This window comes from Micromonospora sp. LOL_021, from assembly GCF_048060215.1.
GTDB lineage: Bacteria > Actinomycetota > Actinomycetes > Mycobacteriales > Micromonosporaceae > Micromonospora_E.
In genome coordinates this window covers 37,483-56,856 of the sequence record NZ_JBHMIN010000016.1, presented here as the reverse complement: position 1 = coordinate 56,856, position 19,374 = coordinate 37,483, and the positions used below count along the sequence as shown (strand labels likewise).

Sequence of the window (19,374 nt, the reverse complement as noted above, 5' to 3'; positions counted from 1 at the left end):
GGAGCGCTAGTCCATGATCGGACCAGAAGGAAACGCTGTCCAGCGGGATTCACCGTACGGCCGGCCAGGAAAAAGCCACCGGACAGTGGTAGCGTACGAGCCCTCGCACATGCATGTCCGACAAGGACAGGTCCATGTCCGACAAGAAGCGGCCCGGTCAAGACCTACCAGTCAGCCGCCAGTCCAGACGGCGGCTGAGGTGGCGTCCGGCGGATCGCGTATCGTGGGGAGGCCGTCTGCCGCCATCGAGGAGCTGCGACCTGATGATCTCCGCAGACCCTGCCGCTCCCGCTGGACACCGATTGCAGGCCGGGCACCGACTGGAGACCGTTCACGGTTCGATCGCTCTGCCGACCTTCCTGCCCGACGGCACGCGGGCCTCGGTCCGCGCGGTCGACAGCCGTGACCTTGCAACAGTGGGGATCCAGGCGGTGATGGTGAACGCCATGCACCTGGCCCAGCGCCCCGGGCTCCAGGCCGTCCGACGGGCCGGCGGGCTACACCACTTCATGGCCTGGGACGGGGTGATCGTCTCTGATTCCGGTGGGTTCCAGATACTCTCCCTGATCCGCAAACGGGGTCAGACCGGGTCAATCCGATCGAACGGGGTGACTTTTCAGGAATCGCCCGACACGAAAAAGATCGTGCTCACCCCCGAGAAGGTCATCGAATGGCAGTTCGGCCTCAGATCCGACGTGGTGATCGCCCTCGATGACTGCACCGGCCCGGAGGACTCCCCGGCTCAGCAACTCGCCTCCACCGAGCGCACGATCCGCTGGTTCCGGCAGGCCCGACAGGCCTACGACCTCCAGTGTCGGCAGCGCCGGGCATCGGAGCCGCCCCTGTTGGTCGGGGTGGTCCAAGGCGGTACCGATCCGACGCTGCGCCAACGCTGCGTCGACGCCCTCGTCGAGTCCGGGGCGCAGGGGTTCGGATTCGGCGGCTGGCCGCTGAACTCCGCTGGCGAGTTGGAGCGTGACATGTTCGCCCTGCTCGCCCAGATCACTCCGCCCGACGCGCCGCTGTTCGCCCTCGGAGTCGGCCGGCCCGAGCATCTGGTCGCCCTCTGCGAGCTCGACACTCGATGGATCTTCGACTGCACGCTCCCGACGCGCGACGCCCGACACGGCCGCCTTTACGCGTTCAAACCTGATATCGCCAGCCGGCAACTCACTCCGGATCGAAGCTTCTACCAGAACATCTACATCCTCGACGAGGAGAATTCCCGCAAGGACCAGCCAATCTGCCCGACCTGCGACTGTCCGACCTGCCAGAGGTACAGCCGCAGCTACCTGCACCACCTGTTCCGGGTGAAGGACGGACTGGCGGAGCGGCTCGCCACCCTGCACAATCTTCGCTTCTACACCCGCCTGCTGGAGATGATCCGGTCCGGCCAACCGGTCGGTCCCGCCGGATGCGAGCCGGGCGGGCGGGGATGACCGACCGGTGACCACACCACCACCGGGCCAAGCGCCGGACGACGATCAGCCACTGGTCAGTCGAGGTGGCGGTACCTCACGTCGCGGCCTGCGACCAGCAGGCGCCCACCCGCCGGGCCCAGCAGGCGGCGCCCACCCTCCGGACATCGCCACGCCATCAGCACGAACGCCCGAACCTCCCGCCGTTGGCAAGGTGATCGCCCGGCTCACCTCGGCCGCCAAGTACCGCGACATCCACCCGGAGACCATTGTCGACCTGGTACGGCGGGAGGGGCGGGGCACCGGCGACGCGGCCGAGCTGGAACGACGGGTACGGGCCCGGCTGCACAAGGTGGCCGCGTTGCATCTGCTCACCGCTCGGCCACCGGCGCTACGACGGGCGATCGACCGCGCCGATCTCGACGATCCGCAGGTCCGGCGGGACTGGTGCCGGCAAGTGCTGGGCGGCCACTTCTCCACCGCTGAGCGTCTGCCCGACCTCGACGACTTTTATTCCGTCCTGTTCGGACTGGTACCGCCACCACGGACGGTAGCGGACATCGCGTGCGCGCTGAACCCGTTCACGCTGCCCTGGCTGAGGCAGGTCAGCGATGCCCGGTACGTCGGCTACGACTTCAACGCGTTGTTCGTTGCGTTGGGTAACGCGTTTCTTGGCCGGGCATACCCTGAATGCGAGATCCGGCACGAGGATGTGCTCGCCGACGGCCGGCCGGTGAGCGCCGACTTGGCGCTACTACTCAAGACGTACCACTGCATGGAGGGACGCCGTACGGGTGCCGGGCAGTCGCTGGTCGACCGACTGGACTGCCGCGACGTGGTGGTTTCGTTCCCCACCCGGGCCATGAACGGTCGAGCCGCAGTCTTCGTGTCTCGACATGTCGAGGAACTCTCCGAGCTGGCCCGCGATCGGGGTTGGCGCTTTTCACGAGCCAGCCTGGCGTCGGAGGAGCTGGTAGCGATCCACAAGGGGTGAGACAGGTGGTCTCAGTCCGCCCAGAGCCGCTCGACGATCGCGACGGTCTGCTGCCGGGTACGAGGCCGGTCCGCCAGACCGTCCATGGCACCCCATGCGCTCGCGTACCAGGAATGTTCGGTGATTTCGCGGTCGGCGAAGCGGCCGGCTAGCACACGGCACACCCGGTCGATCCGCCCACACGCGTCTTCGACGACCGCGCCGGCGAACGCCGCCGACGGGGTCTGATTGTCGCCCTCGAAGAAGAGCAGCCCTTCGGCTGCCGCCGCAGCGTGGAAGGCGTCCTGCACCTCGCCGTCAGCACAGACGAACTGGAAGAGGTTGCCGTTGCCCGCGATGTCGATCGGCACGCCGGTGGTGGCGAATGCCGACCGCGTGTGGGCGATGAACGACTCGCCGGCGGCGCGGATGGACCGCTGCGGTACACCGGTCGCCATCCGGCGCAACGTAGTGGTCGCGGCTGCCAACGTGGTCGGTTCGAAGTACGAGGTGAACGAGACCTCCTGCAGCGGAGTGAGCAACTGTGCGGCGCCGCCGACCGCCGCAACCGGTGAGCCGTTGGCCAGGCACTTCGCCACGATCCAGACCGCTGGGTCGATCAGCTGGGTGGACAGACCGGCCTGGTAACGCAGGCCGACCTTGACCTCATCAGCGACAACCGGGACCTCCGCTGCCCTGGTCAGCCGGCTGAACTCGGCATACCAACGCTCACCCAGGTGCATGTGGTCGGGAGAGATGACCACTGCGGCCACCTGAGCTGGGCGGCTGAGCCATTCAGCGAGCACGTCGAGATCAAAGAGGAACTCGACGATTCCGTGCCGGTTGGGAGTGAACGGCTCATCGCAGTGCCACATCGGGTCGTACCCGTGGTATCCGGAGCTGAGGACGATCGGCCGGTCCCGGATCTCCCGAACAGCGCAGGTCACCGAGCGGAGCGCGGCGGTGCCGGTCCGGTAGAGTCCGACGACGTCGCCGCCGCACACCTGCCGCAACTGGCCGGTCAGCTCGTCCAGCATCGGGCTCCAGGAAGTGCCCACTCCGCTGCGGCCCCGGGCCGCCTGGGCGATCGCCTCGGCGATCTCCTCGTCACCGTGGCCGAGGACGACTGAGCCTCGGGCGTTGTCGAAATCGATCCACTGCCGACCGTCCGGGTCCGTCAGGTACGCCCCTGACCCTTCGACGAAGACCCGGGGGCGTCCGTCGGCGTCCCGGGGGCAGGTGGGCTCCTGCGCCAGTAGGTTACGCGCACCGATGTCGATGGTCATTGACTCCGCTCGTTTCGCTCCGTGCCGACAGGTGAGTAGGACAGGTCGAGTTCGATGCCAAACTCCCGGCGCAGCAGCCGGTGGGCCATCCGCAGGGCGAGGGCCTGGATGGTGAGCGTCGGATTGACACCGCCTGGGTAGGGCATCACGCCGCCGTCGACCACCATCAGATTGGTCAGTCCGTGCACCCGCCCGTCCGGGTCGGTGACCGACGTACGCGGGTCGGTGCCCGCGCGACAGGTACCGTGCAGATGGGTGCTACCCATCCAGAAGTACGATGATTCGCGCCAGGTCAGCTCGCAGCCGGCGGCTCGCAGGATCCTCTCGGCCCGCTGTTGGAGGTACTCCAGACGGGCACGGTCGCGAGGGTGGGGCGAGTAGTCCATCACCACGTCTGGTAGGCCGAACCGGTCGACCCCTCGGCCGAGGGACACCCGGTTGTCAAGACTGGGCTGGTCGGGTACAAGGCACTCGAGTCGCAGAATCTGCTCGTCGGGACGCATTCGAACAGCCTGCTCCGGACCGGACTCGATGATCAGACCGCCGAATCCACCAGGTGCGTCATCGGCGGTGTAGTAATCGGTGATCGCAGCGGAGGAGAAGGGGCCCGGGCCGGCGGGGCGGTTGTCAGGTGGAGTCGCCGGCGGGTCGGCCCGCCGATACCCGAGCACGTACCCACTCATCTTGAAGCACAGGCCACGACCGACCATGTCGTGATCGTTGCCGAGACCATGCGGGCTCTGCTTGTCGGTGGAGCGCAGCAGCAGGGCTGCGCTCTGGACGGCGTTTCCGGCGACGACCACGTGGCGGGCACGTAGGACATGCCGGTTGCCACTGTCCATCCGGATGCATTCGACACCGTCCACGGTGGTGGCGTCCCGGCGCCGGATCCGCACGGCCTTCAGCCCGGCGAAGAGACGCAGACCGGCTTTGCGGGCCGGGTCCAGGAACACCGTGACCGCGTCGCCCTTGGCACCCCGGTCGCACTGGTTCGAGATACACGGACGTTCCCCACCGCATGGCGGCCGACCCTGATAGGGCGTGGTGGTGATGGCCAGCGGGGTCGGGAAGGGGTGCAGGCCGAGAGAGCGGGCCGCAGCGTTGATCACCGCGCCCTCCGCCGTGGTCTCGACCGGCGGCATCGGGTAGGCAGGGTCGCTCGGCAGGCTCGGGTCGTGCCCGCCGCCAGCGATACCGAGCGCCGACTCCACCAACGCGTAGTATGGCTCGATTTCCGCCACAGTCCACGGCCAGCGCAACGGCAGGTCTCCGCGACCCAACCGGGTCTCCGAGTCGAAGTCCACCGGACGATGACGAAACGCCGCGCCACCGAAGAAGACGGTTCCACCGCCGACGTTACAGGTGGACCAGGGATTGCCGGTCTTCTCCCACAGGCCGCTGTCCTGACGGATCCAGGCGGTCTCGGCATTCGTCTCGATGTCGTCGTAGCTCACCCAGGGATCGACGAAGGGGCCCTGTTCGACGACTACGACGTCCAGACCGGCACGCTGCAGGGCCCACGCGGTGATCGCTCCGGAGGCGCCACTGCCGATCACACAGACGTCGGCAACCCGAGTGACGTCGTCCACGGTCGGCTCGGGGCCGTACCGCAGCCGGCTCGTGGCATCATCGTGACCGGTACCGAGGTCGGCTGAAACGCTGATGAGAACCTCCCGGGTTTGATCTAGGTGCTGCCTGCTGTGGTCATGTCCGCCGCACCGGCTGCCAACTCTTCGAGCGTCTGCCGGACGGTGAACACCTGCCCGGTGTTCCCGCGCTGGCGGGCAACAGTGGCGGCCCAGGCCACCAGCCCGGCGGCGGCCAGCGTGTCGTCGGGTGCGTCCGGGCCACCCATGTCGGTAGGGATCCAGCCCGGGTCGACCGCGTTGACGACGACGTCCTGGCCGCGCAGGGCGACTGCCAGGTTGACGGTCATGACGTTCAACGCGGCTTTGGACATCCGGTAGCCGGTGGCCTCGCCGTCGGCGGTGCTCGGGTCGGCGTCGTCGGCGGTCACGTTGACCACGGCGGCCCCGCCTGCTGCCCGAAGCAACGGCAGCAGCCCGCAGGTCACCAGCAGCGGACCGACCGCGTTGACGGCGAGCAGTTCGTGGACCGCCTCGGCGGTGATGCTCTCCGGCCCGGCGTCGCGTCCGTCGAGGAAGATCCCCGCGTTGTTGACCAGGCCGGCGAGGCATCCGCCGGTATAGGCGGCGACCAGTTCAGCGGCGGCCGCGATACTCGCCGGGGAGGTGACGTCCAGCGGTACGTGGGTGGCCCGGCCACCGCCACGGCGTAGTGCCTTGGCCGCAGCTGCTCCGCGCTGATCGTCGCGGCAACCGAGCAGGACCGACCAGCCGGCGTCGGCCAACAGGGCGGCAGCGGCAAACCCGAGGCCACGGTTACCACCGGTGATCAGGATATGACTCCGGCCAAGGTCGCCGTCTGCACTCGCCGGAGCGGCACTCGGTCCCCGTCGCCCGGTCACGTTCCGCTCGCCGCCCCGGCTCCGACGAGGGTGGCGCGGTAGCAGTCCAGAATCCGGTCCCGGGTGGCTGCGAGATCGAACGTACTCGCCGTATCGGGCTGGGCTGCGCGGAGCTGGGCGACCACCGAGTCGCGGTGGGTGAGTACCCGCCGAACGACTTCGGCGAGCCCGTGCACGTCACCGGGATCGCTGAGCAGGTCGGGGCAGGCCGAACCGATGGTGCTGCGCAGACCGCCGACAGCGTACGCCGCCACCGGGGTACCCGTCATGATCGCTTCGATCGCGCTGCCGCCGAGTTCCTCGTGGATTGAGGGCATGACCAGGGTGTCCACCAGGGCGAGCGCGGCCGGCACCTGGTCGTGCGGAAGGAAGCCGGTGACCACGAACTGATCCGTACGGCCGGCCTCGGCGATCTCCCGTTGCATGCGTTCCCGTTGCGGGCCGTCGCCGACTACGAGGAAGGTCGGAGCGAGATCATCGAGAAGCTCGGCCAGCCGGAGCAGATCGGGCCAACCCTTCTCATGAGCAACCCGGCCGATGTAACCGATGAGCGGCCGCCGCCCGGTCAGCCCGTGCCGCTGAGCGAACAACGCCGCCTCGGTGGCCGTTGCCGGGGTGATGTCGACTGCGTCCGGGTTGACCACGATGCTGGACCGGTCCAGGCCGGTCGCGGCGCTCACCACGTCGGCGGTCCGGGCGGTCAGCGTGCTGACCCGCGCTGCGGAGCGCAGGGCTTGCCGTTCGGCTCTGGTGACCATGCGGTGCGCCATGGCGTCGACCGCCGACATCGGCTGATAGACCGAGAGTCGGGAGCAGTGCAGCGTGAGTACGTACGGCACGCCCAGAATCCGGGCCGCGACCCGGCCTGCGATCAACGGCCAGATCTGACCGTCCGCGTGAACATGGACCAGGTCAGGACGCCAGGTTCCGCGACGCAGCCGCAGACACTCACGGATGGTGGCGATTAGCCAGGCCTGTCCGAGACCCACCAGGCCGGTGATCTCGGAGCGGACCTGCGGCAGCGAGACTCGGGCTATCCGGACGGTCAGCCCCGGCTCGATCTGCTTCGTCGGCGGCAACCCGGGGAAACCCAGGGTCAGCACAAGCTGATCGACTCCCGCCCTGGCCAGACTGCGGGACAGCGCCAGGATCTGGACCTGCATACCGCCTACCGGATCGAACTCCGCCGGCCAGTGGTCGACATAGTCGTGATGAAAAAAGGGGGTCAGCCGAAGCACACGCACGACGCCATCCAGTTCTCCTGAAAGAGCGGCGAAAGCTACTTTTGAATGACGTAGACCAGCTCGTTGCCAATCTCCAGTTGCCGAAAGCCGTATGACCGCTCCCGGGCCTGCGACTCAAAGCCCTGCGAATAGTTCTGGAACATCCCTTTCGATCGCTGGCCGAGAGATCTGGTCGGGAAGGTTACCACGATAATCGGCGAGTTGACAAGGTCGATAGCTTCCCAACCGGATCCTCGGCGCTGAGTTTCCAGGCAGGGCAACGTCTTCAGCAGTAGCGTGACATCGGTCGGCTCGTCAACCCGATCCTCAAGGATGTCAGCCACCCCCACCCGGTGCTCTACACCCAATCTCGTCAGCACCGAACCCACAAAGCCGATCAGGCGGGCGTCGATGTCGGATGCGACGTACACGGCCCGCTCGGGTAGCCCCATCCACGGCGCGGCCAGTGGGTTGAGGCCGCAAGCCAAGTCACGCACCGTGTTCGGCTCGGGCAGATCACGGAAGACTTCTTGGTAGAACTCCGCCAAATGTGGCAGTCGCTCCCGGGTGGATAGGTGCACCGACATCGCACGTCGTAGGGCCTCCTGGACCGCTTCGTCGTCTCCCGCGTCAACAGCAGAGTCAATCTGCTTCAGCAACGCTGCGTAGTTAGGTGGCTTGGGCGGCAGAAACGCGCCGTAGATCTCATGTAACCCGCGCTTGGTGCGTTTCACCGCATCGGGAACATCGCCCCGGGCCGCGACGAGCGCAGCTCTGGCCAGGCGTCGCACGGTGGCTGGAGCCACCGTCTGGTACCGCCGACTCTTCACGATGGCCTGCTCGATCTCGTCGACTCGGTCGTCGGCCGCAGATTGTGTCATTAATCGATCCCTTTCGAACCGCTGGCCCGGCACAAATCAGAGATATTCCCCGACTGATCACCGCATCGCCCCGCTAGCCATTGACTGTATACTATAAACCTATAAGGCGGACATTGCGCAATATTCCGGAGCGCCCACATCAGAACCGCAGCATCACGCCCGTAATGATCAGACTGTCCAACAAGCCCGTCTTGGGAATTTTCTTCAAGTCGACACTGGTAATTGCGTCTGGCACACTAGGCCCAGCCGATGATCCATTGGTTGCCGCAGTCCCGGCTCGGGGAGGACGTGACGTGACCCATCTTGCCGCCAATGGCGGCCCCCCTATACGTTTGCAGCAGTGGCCGACGTGGCCCGCTCCCGCACCCAGTGCCCTCAATGCACTCAATGAGGTTCTCCATTCCGGTCGCTGGGCAATCAGCGGACCATATCAGGGGAAGCGGAGCTTCGAACGGCGCTTCGCGGAGGCATTCGCCGCGTACCATGAGATCGCACACTGCGTGCCGACAGCCAGCGGAACGGCCAGTCTCATGGTCGCGCTCGAGGCATGCGGGGTCGGTGCTGGCGACGAGGTTATCATCCCTGGGCTCACCTGGGTCGCCAACGCCTCCACTGTGGCGGGGGTCAACGCGGTTCCCGTACCGGTCGACGTCGATCCCTTGACGCTCTGCCTCGATCCGGCGGCCGTTGAACGGGCGATCACCCCGCGAACCGCAGCCATCGTCGTGGTGCATCTCTACTCGGCCGTGGCGGACCTGGACGCGCTGACCGCCATCGCGAAACGGCACGACGTCGCACTGATCGAGGATTGTGCGCAAGCCCACGGCGCCCGCTTCCGCGGCCGTCGGGTCGGCACGTTCGGCGCCTTCGGCACCTTCAGCATGCAACACAGCAAGGTACTCACCAGCGGTGAAGGCGGCGCCGTCATCACCGACGACGGCGCGCTCTCCCGACGTGCCGAGCATCTACGGGCCGACGGTCGTACGTACACGGCGCACGAGCCCGCCGTGGGCGGGATGGAGCTGGACCAGACCGCCGAGCTGATGGGCAGCAATCGCTGCCTGTCCGAGTTCCAGGCGGCAGTCCTGCTCGGCCAACTCGAGCTGCTCGACGAACAGAACCAGAGGCGACGGGCCAACGCCGCGCTCCTCGACGACGGCCTCGGGGCGCTCGGCATCCGGCCTCAGGTCTCTTCACCCGGCACGACCGAGCGGACCTACTACGAGTGGGCAGGGCGGATCGAGGACGACGAGATCGGGCAGCTCGGCGTCGGACCGATCGCCTCGGCGGTCGCGGCCGAGCTCTCTGGTGCCGGCATCTACACCAGCTACCCGCCCATGAACCACAACCGGCTCTACCGTCCCGCCACCCGGAACCGGTTCAAGGCCATCCCTGGTCTCGACCTGACCGGCTATTCACTTCCTGTCGCCGAGGACGCCGGCCGGCGGGTTGTCACTGTTCATCACTCGGCACTACTCGGCGACGAGTCGGACGTGAAAGACATCATTCGGGCGTTCGAGAAGGTGTTCACGCATCATCGGGAACTATGCGGCTGACCCGGCGGAGTGGGACGGGTCAGCCCGCCCACCCGCCGTTCCGTCGTGACGAGGAGGTACCGACTTCGGCCTCCGCCTGGTAAGGGCCCCATCCAAGGGTTGCAAGGACCCGTGACGAAGGGTTTGCGTATGAAGGTCGAGATACGCTTGGGTTCGGTTCGATATCCGTTCCGGCTCGGCACCGATTGTCTCGGCGCCATCGTCGAAGACCTGGTCGACATGTCGGCCAGTCGACTACTGATCGTCTGCGACAGCAACACCGGCCCGCTCTTCGGTGCGGAGCTGGTCGAACGGCTCTCCCCCCGAGTCCCGGCCAACCTGCTCGTTCACCGCGCCGGAGAACCGTACAAGGACCTCCAGGCCGTCGGCACGCTCGCCGAATCGGCACTGCGGCTCGGCGCGGATCGCGCCTGCGTGGTGGTCGCCGTAGGTGGCGGCGTGATCGGCAACATCGCAGGGCTAATGGCTGCTCTCCTCTTCCGGGGAATCCGCCTCGTCCACATTCCGACGTCGCTGATTGCGATGTCCGACTCGGTCCTCTCGCTGAAGCAGGCCGTCAACGCGAGTGCGGGGAAAAACCTCATCGGCACCTTCTACCCGCCGGAGTGTGTTCTCGCCGACACCGCGATGCTGCGGAGTCTGCCGCTCCGGGAGACGGTCTCCGGCCTCTGCGAGGTCGTCAAGAATTCGCTGGCCATCCGACCCAGCATGGTTGAAATGCTACGTACCTCGCTGCGTCGGGACGGCAACTACGACAACGAGACGATGTACCGAATCATCTCCGAGAGCATTCTGGCGAAGGCCTCGGTGACCATTGACGACATGCACGAGTGCCGGGCCGGGCTGGTACTCGAGTACGGTCATACGGTCGGCCATGCCATCGAGTACACCGCAGCCGGAGAGATTTCCCATGGACAGGCAATCGGGCTCGGCATGCTGGTCGCCGCCGAGGTGTCCCGGCGGCTGGGCCACCTCGACGACGAAACGGTCGCGCTGCACCGGGAACTGCTGGCCAGAGCCGGGGCGGCAGTCACCATTCCTGCGCACGTCGATCTCGACGAGGTGATGCACCGGCTCCGCTTCGACAACAAGCGCGGTTACCTCAGTGATCTGGCCGAGAGCAGTGCCATGGTCCTGCTGCGTGGTCTCGGCGAGCCGCTGTGGCACGACGGGCGTCCGCTGGTCCCGGTCCCGATGAAACTGATCGGCGAGGTGGTCGGCGAGCTCGCCCGCCCTGAGCTGCCGGGCTTCGGCCTGAGCGTGTCGACCGGCGCGGAAAAGGTACCGGACGCGGTGGGGGCTACCGATGGTTGACCGGGTGGGCGTCGCCATCGTCGGCGGCGGTTTCATGGGCGGTGTGCACGCCGACGTGCTGACCGCCGACCCCCGGGCCGAGCTGCGGTGGGTGGTGGACCGGGACGAACGCGTCGCGACGAACCTGGCCGCGCGGACCAGCGCGCGCGTCAGCACGAGCTTCGACGACGCGCTACTCGACGACGCGGTCCGGCTGGTGGTGGTGGCCACCCCGGCGGCAACCCACCAGCCGATCGCGGCGCAGGCGATCTCCACAGGTCGGCACGTCCTGGTGGAGAAGCCGCTCGTACTCTCCGCCGGGCACGCACGGGAGCTGGCCGCCGAAGCCCTCAGACACCGGGTGACGCTCGCCCATGGCGGCAACTTCGGTTACGCCCCGAAGTTCGTCCGGGCACATGAACTTGCTGCCGACCGGGATGCGTTGGGCACCGTCCACTCGGTCCGGGTCGTCTTCCGCACCTCCGGTCCGGACGCCGACTGGTTCCGGTCGAAGGCGACCGCCGGCGGCGGTGCCCTCACCGACCTCGGGTGGCATGCGGTGGAGTTGTGCCGCTGGATGCTCGGCAAACCGGCCATCCGATCGATCACCGCCTGCACCCGGCAGCTCAGCGCCATCGGTGACGTCGAGGACCAGGGCGTCGTTCTGATCGAGTTCGCCGACGGCGCGATCGGACAGTGCGACGTCTCATGGGCCTGCCCCGGCGGGGAGCAACTCACGGTCGAGGTGATCGGCACCGAAGGTCTGGTCCGTGCCGATTTCTGGCAGGGCATGGGCGTCGAGGCCTACACCAACACCAAGTTCGGCGCGGTGTGGGAGCCCAACCAGGGGTGGTTGCGGCCGGAGTGGGAGTGGATCCGCAACAGCGGATACGTACACCAGGACCGTCAGGTGCTGGACGCGATTCTCGCCGGCCGGCCGATGACACACACCCCTGACGACGCGATCGCAGTCGTCGAAGCGCTCGATGCCGCATACCGCAGCGCGGAGGACGGACGGAAAGTGGAGTTGAATGACTGAAGACAGCGCCCCACGAGGCGTCCTCTCGATGACACCGTTCTATCTGTACGCCGACCACCAGAAGCTGTGGCAGCCCCGGTTCGACCCGATGGGCGGCATGCACGTGCTGGGCCATGCGATCGTGACGGAGATGGCCCGGCGGGGGTTCCCGCAGCGGGTTCTCACGATGGCCCCACCCGGCGTCCCGAAGGACCTCCAGACCGCGCCGAACATAAGTGTGCACGCCCGGCGGCTGCCCGTACTACCGATTCCGTCCAAGCTCGAGGGATACTTCGGGCTGGTCGGGGCATGGGCGAAGGCAAGCCTCCTCTACGTGGTCCGCAACCGGGAGCAGCTCCGGCGCGAGATCGGCATCGTGCACGCGCACTGTGACGGGTCCGGGTCGGCGCCGGCCTACGCGTACGCCGCCGCGAAGGTGCTCGACGTGCCGATCGTGTCGCACATCTATTCCTGCCGGTCGTTGACCCAGCACCCGACCACGGTGTTCGAACAGGTGGTCGACCCGTTGGCAAAGTCGGCCGAGAAGTACGTCATCCAGCACTCCGGCGCGGTTCTCACCCTCAGCGACAAGGTGCGTGAGCAGATCCGCGACGAGTTGCACGTACCGGACGATCGTGTGCATCGGCTCGCCCACCTGGTGACCGACAAGTTTGTCGGCCACGATACGCCCGAGCGCCGAGAGGAACTGCGTCGCAAGTTCGGACTCACCGACAACAAACCGACGATCCTGTACGTCGGAAGAATATCCTCCGAAAAGGGCGTCGACTGGTTTGTCAGGACTGCGGCAGAGGTCGCCAAGCGACGTAACTGCCGATTCCTCATAGCCGGCGACGGTCCGCAGCGCGCGGACATCGAGGCGTTGGCCCGCCAACTCGGGGTCGCCGACAACCTGATCATCACCGGTTTTCTGCTCCCCGAGTACATCCCGTCGATCATCTCGCTCTCGACGCTGGCCGTCCTGCCTTCGCTATACGAGGAGCTGGGGGTCGTGGTGCTCGAGTACATGTTGATGAGGCGACCAGTCGTAGCGCACGACGTCAGTGGTGTACACAAGCTGGTCGAGCACATGAAGACCGGCGTGCTGGTGCCGCCGTTCGACCCACCGAAGCTCGCCGACGCCATTGAGATGGTGCTCGACGATCCGGAGTTGGCCCGGCGCCTTGCGGAGAACGCCCAACCGATTCCTGCACGGGAGTACTCTCTCGCGTCCGCAGGTGCTCGCCTTGAGGCGATCTATCTATCCCTAATGAAGGAGTCCTGAGATGACCGTCCCTGACAAGATCGTCACCGGTGTCGCCTTCCCGCCATCGTTGCTGGCGGAGACCCCACCGATCTCCGTGGCGACCCTCACGGCGTACCTTCGTGACAAGGGCATGCCAGCCCGAGGTTTGGACCTCAACGCGGACTTCAATGAGTATCTGCTGAGCCGAGTCGAGATCGAACAGGTTCAGGGCACGGAGAACATCCATGACTTCACCAAGCCGTTTATCAAGCAGTTCTTTTTGAACCATATCACCGGGAACTACTTCACCGAGACCAACTTTGAGCAGTGGGAACTGCAGCAGCAGTGTCGGGTGGCGCCGGAAAGCCTCTCAATCTGGGACCCACCGTTCCCATTCTCGTACTGCGAGTTCCTGTCGATCCTGCGTGACGAACCGGAACGTGTCGCGAAGCTGGTCCGAGACCCGGATGCGAACATCTACCACGCGTTCTACCGAGAGAAGGTCGCCGGCCGAGCCTCCGAACTCGGCCTAATGGGCTTCTCGATCATGGGCTACAACCAGGTCATCCCCGCGCTGACCCTGGGCTACCTGATGAAGCAGGAAAACCCAGATCTCTACATCTGCTGGGGTGGGCCCTGGGTGACCTCATTCGCCGACATGCTGATCCCACGCCTCGAGTCTTGTCCCGAACTGGGCGACCTGATCGACGCGTTGGTCGTACGTGAAGGCGAGGAGCCGTTGCTGAAAATGGCCGAGGCGCTGTCGCGGGGCGAACGGCCGGTCGGTATCCCGGGCGGCTGCAAGCCGATGTCCGAGCAGAGCGTGCTTGACACGAAGCCGGTCGGCCGCAAACTGCTACTGGAGATGTCGAAGCCGCGAGAGAATGTCCCCAACACCCACTGGCGGACCGAGAACGGCAGCTACGAGCGCAGCGGCGACATCTCCTGGGTCGCCGACATGAACCAGATCCCGACTCCCGACTACAGCGACTTCGATCTGTCGCTCTACACCACGTTCCGCGAGGGTCAGGGCAGCCTGGTGCTGCAGGGTTCACGCTCCTGCTACTATATGAAGTGTTCGTTCTGCAACGCGATCACCAACTTTGCGCCTTGGAGCTACCGGGAACGCAGCACCGAGAACATTCAAAATGACATCGACACGTTTCTTGAGCTGTATCCTGGTGTCGTACACTTCGACTTCGCCGACGCGGTCTTCCCGGCAAAGCGGCTGGTCGAGATCGCTGACTTCTTCATCGCGAAGAAGCGGCCGGAGTTGTTCTGGGAGGTCGACGTCCGCTTCGAGGGCAACATCGACAAGGCAGTACTGACCAAGATGCGTGACTCACAGGGCACGCTCCGCTTCGGCTTGGAGACAGCAAATGAACGGCTGCTCGAGCTGGTCCGCAAGGGCAACCGGATGGACGTCGTCCACCGATTGCTCCAGGACAGCCGGGAGTTGGGCTACAAGCCGTTCCTGATGACCATCGTCGGCCTGCCCACCGAGAATCGGGACGAGGCTGAGGAACTATACGAGTTCCTCAGCAACTACCACGACACCGTGACCTACCAGATCGCCGACTTCATCGTCGAACGAAACTCCCCCATCCAGCTACGACCAGACGAGTACGGGATTCACATCGACGAGGACGAGCAGCAGAGCTTCCATCATAATCTACATTTCAGCCGTCGCTCCGGGTACAGCGACGAGGAGGCCCAGGAGGTCTACCGCGACATCCTGGTCCGGACGATGCAGCGGTTCAAGGGCGCCCAGGAAGTCGACGTGGAGCAGGAACGTTCCCGGGTCGCGCCGGACGACTCCGTGTATCGGCTGAGTCTGCGCGCCGGATCCTTCGCGCTCGAGAACTACTGGGTGAAGCACAACAACATGCCGTTCGACGGACTTGTGCCCATCGGTTACAAGGTCCAGCAGCAGTGGACCGACATGACAGACAAGGGCACGGTCTTCGAGATCGACCCAGACATCGCCCTCGGGGCCCTCGCCGGGGCAGGTAGCCACGGATGAACCAGAATCTGGCGATCCTCGGTGGCGACCCGGTCCGGACCCGGCCATGGCCCGAGTGGCCGCACGTCGGTCCACAGGACGTAGAGCGGCTCCGCGGTGTGATCGAATCCCGCAACCTCGGAGGCATCCCCTTCCCGAACACCCTGCACCAGCAGTTCGCCGAACAGTTCACCAGCAGACTGGGCGCCAGGTACGGGGTTCTGATGGTCAACGGCACCGTGAGCCTCTCGGTGGCGCTGCGAGCGCTCGGGGTGCACGCCGGCGACGAGGTCATCACGACCGGCTTCACCTGGATCGGGACGGTCGCCGGCATCGTGCACGTCAACGCGGTACCGGTGCTGGCCGACATCTCCGACGACAACTGGTGTATCGACCCGGCCAAGGTCGAGGAGTCCATCACCGACCGGACTCGGGCGGTCATGGTTGTTCACCTGGGAAACCAGGTCGCGGACATGGATGCCCTGCTGGACATCTGCCGCCGACACGAGCTCCTACTCATCGAGGACTGCGCACACGCTCACTTCGCTCAGTGGCGCGGGCAATGTGTCGGCACCGTCGGCGACGCCGGCAGCTACAGCTTCGAGACCAGCAAGATCATGACGTCGGGCGAGGGTGGTTTCCTGGTCACCGGCAGCGAGGAGGCGTTCCACCGCGCCATGTCCCTGGTGCACGTCGGCCGCAAGGAGGCCCCGTACGACAGGTTCCCGGGGCGGGTCTTCGGCTGGAACCATCGGGCCACCGAAATGCAAGCAGCCGTGCTGCTCGGCCAACTCGACCAGTACGACGCCCTCGACGAACAACGCACGGCGATGGCGGAGCTGCTCACCAAGGGGCTTACCGAGATCGGCGGGTTCCTCCCACTACCGGAGGACCCACGGGTCACCCGGCGGCAGCGGTATGAACTTCTCTTCCGTTTTGACACGGACGCGTGGGAAGGGCTGCACCGGGACAAGGTGCTGGAGGCGATCCTCGCTGAGGGTGTGGAGTTCGAGGGGAACACCTTCTACCCGCCGCTGCACCGTGACCCGCTGTTCCACATAACCGCCGACGACTGGCCGGCGATCCGGGATCGGTACGGCGACAAGATCTCCCCGGACGCGTTCCACTTGCCGGTGGCCGAGCGGGTCGCCTTCGACGAGGCGGTGTGGATTCACCACTCTCTGCTGTCGGTTGAGCCGGAGGACGTACAGGACATGCTGGACGCGGTGGTCAAAGTTAGGGACAATCTCGGCGCATTACGGCAGAGCCTATGATCAGTCCATGGCGCTGACGAAGCTCGGGCAGCCGGAGGCCAAGCCTGACCGGACACTCGATACCTTTCCGATCACGGACAGCTCGCAGGAGATCACGATCGACTGCCGGGAGTTCACCTGCCGCTGCCCCATCACGGGGCAGCCGGACTGGGCGACCATCCGGATCGACTACCGTCCGGGTGACCGGGGTGTGGAGACCAAGAGCCTCAAGCTCTACCTGGAGACCTTCCGGGACGAAGGCATCTTCCACGAGCACCTGGCGACGAAGATGCGCGATGATCTGGTAGCCGCCCTCGATCCCGTCTTTCTCAAGGTCACCGTTGATTTCAACGTCCGTGGCGGCATCGCGCTGGCAGCGTCGAGCACCTACCAGCGCTGACCGGTCAGCGCTCCGAGTGGGGCGCGGCGAGACGGCGGTGGTCGGCGTTCCTCAACGGAACGCCGACCACCGCCGTCTCGCTTTGTCCGACCACGCCCCCACCGGCCTGGTCGCACAACGTCAGTCCTGGGCCGGAACGAGGACCGGCTTGACCCGGCGATCCCGGTTCACCACCTGCTCAATAGTCGCCTCGATCAACATGTTCGTCCGCTCGTCATCCCGCAAAAGACCCCCAAACGCCTCCTCGGCAAAATCCAACTTCCGCTCCTGCGTCAACTCCCCACCCGACCGCAACACCAGATCCGGCCGATCCACGACCACCTGACGCACAGCCTTCCTGAACGCCGACAACGCATGATCCACCGCAGCCTCATCAAACGCCATCGTCACCAACTGCGTACCAGAATCCTCGAAATAGACCCCGTACTCATGCGCCGTCCGATAAATCTCCCAACCCAGATCATCATTCGGCAAAACCACATCAAACATCAACTCCGGCCCACCAACCCAATTCGGAATACCCTCCCCAACCAGAACCTCCCGCATACCATCCGCCAACCGCCGTCCCATCGCCTCAGCATTCCCATAAACACCCGGAGTGTCCAGAACATCCAACACCGCCAACGCAGCCGCCATCGGCGGGACCTCACGCGTGTACGTACCCTGAATACCCGACACATCGTACGCGTCAATGATGTCCCGCCGACCCATCACCGCAGCCAACGAATGACCATTCGCCAACCCCTTACTCACCACCACCACGTCCGCCGGCACCCCCAACCCGTGCACACCCTTCGGACCCGCCCGGAACCCCGTATACACCTCATCCATCATGAACGGCACACCATAGCGCCCACACAACGCCGACATCCGACGATAAAACTCAACATCGAAATACAACAACTCCGGCGAGACAAGCACCCCCGCCACCTCATCACCAAAGGCCTCCAACATCCTCCCCAAGGCCTTTTCGTTGTACCCGAAACCCACCACACCAGTCGTCTGCTGATAACCAAAAAGCTCCGACGCCAACTGCCACTCATGCCACCCGTGATACCCACAAGACAAAACCAGCTCCCGACCCGTCGCAGCCCGAGCCAGCCGAACCGCCATCGCAGTCCCCTCGGAACCAGTCTTGTGGAACACCACCTTCTCCGCACAGGAATACCGCTCGCACAACCGCTCCGCCAACTCCACCCGCGGCACCGACAACGTCGAAGCAAACGCCGTACCAAAATCCCGAATCTGCCGAACCATAGCCTCAACCACCGCAGGATGACGGTAACCGAGGATCACCGCAGCATCGGCGCCCGTGAGGTCCACGTATCGCTTTCCTGACAAGTCCGTCATCCAGGCGCCCTGAGCGTGCGCGATGACCGATGGATAACGGCCCGAGATATCGGACTCTTCCGCCGCGGTCGTCCGCCGGGCACGCGCTATTAGTTCACCGTAGTTCATCTGCCCATCACGTCATTTCACATCGTAGTTGGCGGACGTCCGGCCACCGCCCGGCCGCCCTGATCGAATCAGAGAAATTCGTCCAACAGCTGGAAGTAGGTCAGTTTGTCCTGGTCGACGGTCGTGCAGCCGTACCGTCGCAGGAAGTGCTCGGCGTGCGGCTTCCCGTAACCCCAGACGTCGTCCTGGCCGATGTTGTACAGCGCCAGTGCAAGGTCCGTCCACCGATCAGCGACCCCGGCCCGATCGACATCCAGGATCCCGGCCAAGGTCAACGTCTCCGGATCCACCAACACATTGTCGAGGCAGAGGTCACCGTGGCAGACAACGAGGTCGTCCTCAGGGGGCGGCGTCAGCCGGCTCAACTCGTCCCAGAGTTGCTGCGCCGTCCAACCTTCGTGCGACTGGTCCATGTCGTCGAGGTCCAGGGCGCCGAGTGACATCGAAACCCGTGCCTGGTGGACCAGTTGGGCCAACCGCCGCTCGAACGGGCACTGCTCGACCGGAAGCCCGTGCAGCGTGCTGGCGACTTCGGCGACTACGTCGATCACCCGCCACCGCTCGTCCGGACTCCAGTGGCGGGCTGCCGGCCGCCCCGGCAACCTGCGGGTGACGACCCACTCCAGTTCGTCGTTGCGGCCGAGCGCCACCACCTCCGGGACGGGGAGTCCCTGCTCGGTCATCCAACGGAGACGTTCGGCCTCTCTTGCCGGGCTGAACCTGTGGTCGTCGGGATGTCTGGGCGGCGTCGTCTTCACGTAGAAGCAGGGCTCCGCACCGACACTGTAGACGGTCGCACCCGACGAGCGCTCGCCCAGGCAGACCCATTGATCGCTCTTGTTGCCCCAGCCAGCCACCGAAATCGGTGCTGCTACAACCATC

16 protein-coding genes are annotated in these 19,374 nt (G+C 65.5%); 9 read left to right on the top strand and 7 right to left on the bottom strand.

Annotated elements, in window-relative coordinates:
* The first annotated feature begins 263 nt into the window (after positions 1-263).
* Both ACFHWT_RS13285 and ACFHWT_RS13280 read left to right on the top strand, forming a co-directional pair.
* Complete coding sequence (locus ACFHWT_RS13285; RefSeq protein ID WP_416594909.1) at positions 264-1,439, top strand: tRNA-ribosyltransferase family protein; 1,176 nt, start codon at positions 264-266, stop codon at positions 1,437-1,439.
* A gap of 193 nt (positions 1,440-1,632) precedes the next feature.
* A complete protein-coding gene (locus tag ACFHWT_RS13280) occupies positions 1,633-2,412 on the top strand; it encodes a hypothetical protein (protein ID WP_416594908.1) in 780 nt (259 codons plus the stop codon).
* An 11-nt stretch (positions 2,413-2,423) separates the two neighbouring features.
* On the opposite strand, the gene ACFHWT_RS13275 is transcribed toward ACFHWT_RS13280, so the two are convergent.
* From ACFHWT_RS13275 to ACFHWT_RS13255, 5 genes are all read right to left on the bottom strand, one after another.
* Complete coding sequence (locus ACFHWT_RS13275) at positions 2,424-3,677, bottom strand: aminotransferase class III-fold pyridoxal phosphate-dependent enzyme (RefSeq protein ID WP_416594907.1); 1,254 nt, start codon at positions 3,675-3,677, stop codon at positions 2,424-2,426.
* Positions 3,674-5,266, bottom strand: coding sequence for an FAD-dependent oxidoreductase (locus ACFHWT_RS13270; RefSeq protein WP_416594906.1), 1,593 nt, complete (start codon positions 5,264-5,266; stop codon positions 3,674-3,676). The genes ACFHWT_RS13275 and ACFHWT_RS13270 overlap by 4 nt, the downstream gene beginning before the upstream one ends.
* Positions 5,267-5,361: 95 nt before the next feature.
* On the bottom strand, positions 5,362-6,165 hold the full coding sequence (locus ACFHWT_RS13265) for an SDR family NAD(P)-dependent oxidoreductase (protein ID WP_416594905.1): 804 nt from the start codon (positions 6,163-6,165) through the stop codon (positions 5,362-5,364).
* Complete coding sequence (locus ACFHWT_RS13260) at positions 6,162-7,409, bottom strand: glycosyltransferase family 4 protein (RefSeq protein WP_416594904.1); 1,248 nt, start codon at positions 7,407-7,409, stop codon at positions 6,162-6,164. The genes ACFHWT_RS13265 and ACFHWT_RS13260 overlap by 4 nt, the downstream gene beginning before the upstream one ends.
* 35 nt (positions 7,410-7,444) lie before the next feature.
* Positions 7,445-8,269, bottom strand: coding sequence for an Rmt family 16S rRNA (guanine(1405)-N(7))-methyltransferase (locus ACFHWT_RS13255; protein WP_416594903.1), 825 nt, complete (start codon positions 8,267-8,269; stop codon positions 7,445-7,447).
* A gap of 293 nt (positions 8,270-8,562) precedes the next feature.
* On the opposite strand from ACFHWT_RS13255, the gene ACFHWT_RS13250 reads away from it, so the two are divergent.
* The 7 genes from ACFHWT_RS13250 (at position 8,563) to queF (ending at position 17,034) form a co-directional block, all read left to right on the top strand.
* Positions 8,563-9,825 (top strand): DegT/DnrJ/EryC1/StrS family aminotransferase, encoded by a 1,263-nt coding sequence (locus tag ACFHWT_RS13250; protein ID WP_416594902.1) that lies wholly within the window; start codon positions 8,563-8,565, stop codon positions 9,823-9,825.
* 129 nt (positions 9,826-9,954) lie between these two features.
* Positions 9,955-11,139 carry a 2-deoxy-scyllo-inosose synthase gene (locus ACFHWT_RS13245; protein WP_416594901.1) on the top strand — a complete coding sequence of 395 codons (1,185 nt, stop codon included), beginning with the start codon at positions 9,955-9,957 and terminating at the stop codon, positions 11,137-11,139.
* A complete protein-coding gene (locus tag ACFHWT_RS13240) occupies positions 11,132-12,157 on the top strand; it encodes a Gfo/Idh/MocA family protein (RefSeq protein WP_416594900.1) in 1,026 nt (341 codons plus the stop codon). Before ACFHWT_RS13245 ends, ACFHWT_RS13240 begins: the two co-directional genes overlap by 8 nt.
* An 88-nt stretch (positions 12,158-12,245) precedes the next feature.
* The gene (locus ACFHWT_RS13235) at positions 12,246-13,418 is read left to right on the top strand and encodes a glycosyltransferase family 4 protein (protein ID WP_416594899.1); all 1,173 of its coding nucleotides are present in this window, start codon (positions 12,246-12,248) and stop codon (positions 13,416-13,418) included.
* Position 13,419: 1 nt separating this feature from the next.
* Positions 13,420-15,402 carry a B12-binding domain-containing radical SAM protein gene (locus tag ACFHWT_RS13230; protein ID WP_416594898.1) on the top strand — a complete coding sequence of 661 codons (1,983 nt, stop codon included), beginning with the start codon at positions 13,420-13,422 and terminating at the stop codon, positions 15,400-15,402.
* Positions 15,399-16,655: a DegT/DnrJ/EryC1/StrS family aminotransferase gene (locus ACFHWT_RS13225; protein WP_416594897.1), complete on the top strand. Its 1,257-nt coding sequence runs from the start codon at positions 15,399-15,401 to the stop codon at positions 16,653-16,655. The genes ACFHWT_RS13230 and ACFHWT_RS13225 overlap by 4 nt, the downstream gene beginning before the upstream one ends.
* A 7-nt stretch (positions 16,656-16,662) precedes the next feature.
* Positions 16,663-17,034 carry a preQ(1) synthase gene (gene queF, locus ACFHWT_RS13220; protein ID WP_416594896.1) on the top strand — a complete coding sequence of 124 codons (372 nt, stop codon included), beginning with the start codon at positions 16,663-16,665 and terminating at the stop codon, positions 17,032-17,034.
* 120 nt (positions 17,035-17,154) lie between these two features.
* On the opposite strand, the gene ACFHWT_RS13215 is transcribed toward queF, so the two are convergent.
* Positions 17,155-18,492 (bottom strand): aminotransferase class III-fold pyridoxal phosphate-dependent enzyme, encoded by a 1,338-nt coding sequence (locus ACFHWT_RS13215; protein ID WP_416594895.1) that lies wholly within the window; start codon positions 18,490-18,492, stop codon positions 17,155-17,157.
* A 68-nt stretch (positions 18,493-18,560) separates the two neighbouring features.
* Positions 18,561-19,373 carry an APH(3') family aminoglycoside O-phosphotransferase gene (locus tag ACFHWT_RS13210; RefSeq protein ID WP_416594962.1) on the bottom strand — a complete coding sequence of 271 codons (813 nt, stop codon included), beginning with the start codon at positions 19,371-19,373 and terminating at the stop codon, positions 18,561-18,563.
* Between the last annotated feature and the right edge of the window lies 1 nt (position 19,374).

What these genes read in the sequence shown, in the direction of transcription:
- ACFHWT_RS13285 (WP_416594909.1), top strand. Translation starts at nt 264, where the DNA reads ATGATCTCCGCAGACCCTGCCGCTCCCGCTGGACACCGATTGCAGGCC.
- ACFHWT_RS13275 (WP_416594907.1), bottom strand. Translation starts at nt 3,677, where the DNA reads ATGACCATCGACATCGGTGCGCGTAACCTACTGGCGCAGGAGCCCACC.
- ACFHWT_RS13255 (WP_416594903.1), bottom strand. Translation starts at nt 8,269, where the DNA reads ATGACACAATCTGCGGCCGACGACCGAGTCGACGAGATCGAGCAGGCC.
- ACFHWT_RS13245 (WP_416594901.1), top strand. Translation starts at nt 9,955, where the DNA reads ATGAAGGTCGAGATACGCTTGGGTTCGGTTCGATATCCGTTCCGGCTC.
- ACFHWT_RS13240 (WP_416594900.1), top strand. Translation starts at nt 11,132, where the DNA reads ATGGTTGACCGGGTGGGCGTCGCCATCGTCGGCGGCGGTTTCATGGGC.
- ACFHWT_RS13235 (WP_416594899.1), top strand. Translation starts at nt 12,246, where the DNA reads ATGGGCGGCATGCACGTGCTGGGCCATGCGATCGTGACGGAGATGGCC.
- ACFHWT_RS13230 (WP_416594898.1), top strand. Translation starts at nt 13,420, where the DNA reads ATGACCGTCCCTGACAAGATCGTCACCGGTGTCGCCTTCCCGCCATCG.
- ACFHWT_RS13225 (WP_416594897.1), top strand. Translation starts at nt 15,399, where the DNA reads ATGAACCAGAATCTGGCGATCCTCGGTGGCGACCCGGTCCGGACCCGG.
- queF (WP_416594896.1), top strand. Translation starts at nt 16,663, where the DNA reads ATGGCGCTGACGAAGCTCGGGCAGCCGGAGGCCAAGCCTGACCGGACA.
- ACFHWT_RS13215 (WP_416594895.1), bottom strand. Translation starts at nt 18,492, where the DNA reads ATGAACTACGGTGAACTAATAGCGCGTGCCCGGCGGACGACCGCGGCG.
- ACFHWT_RS13210 (WP_416594962.1), bottom strand. Translation starts at nt 19,373, where the DNA reads ATGGTTGTAGCAGCACCGATTTCGGTGGCTGGCTGGGGCAACAAGAGC.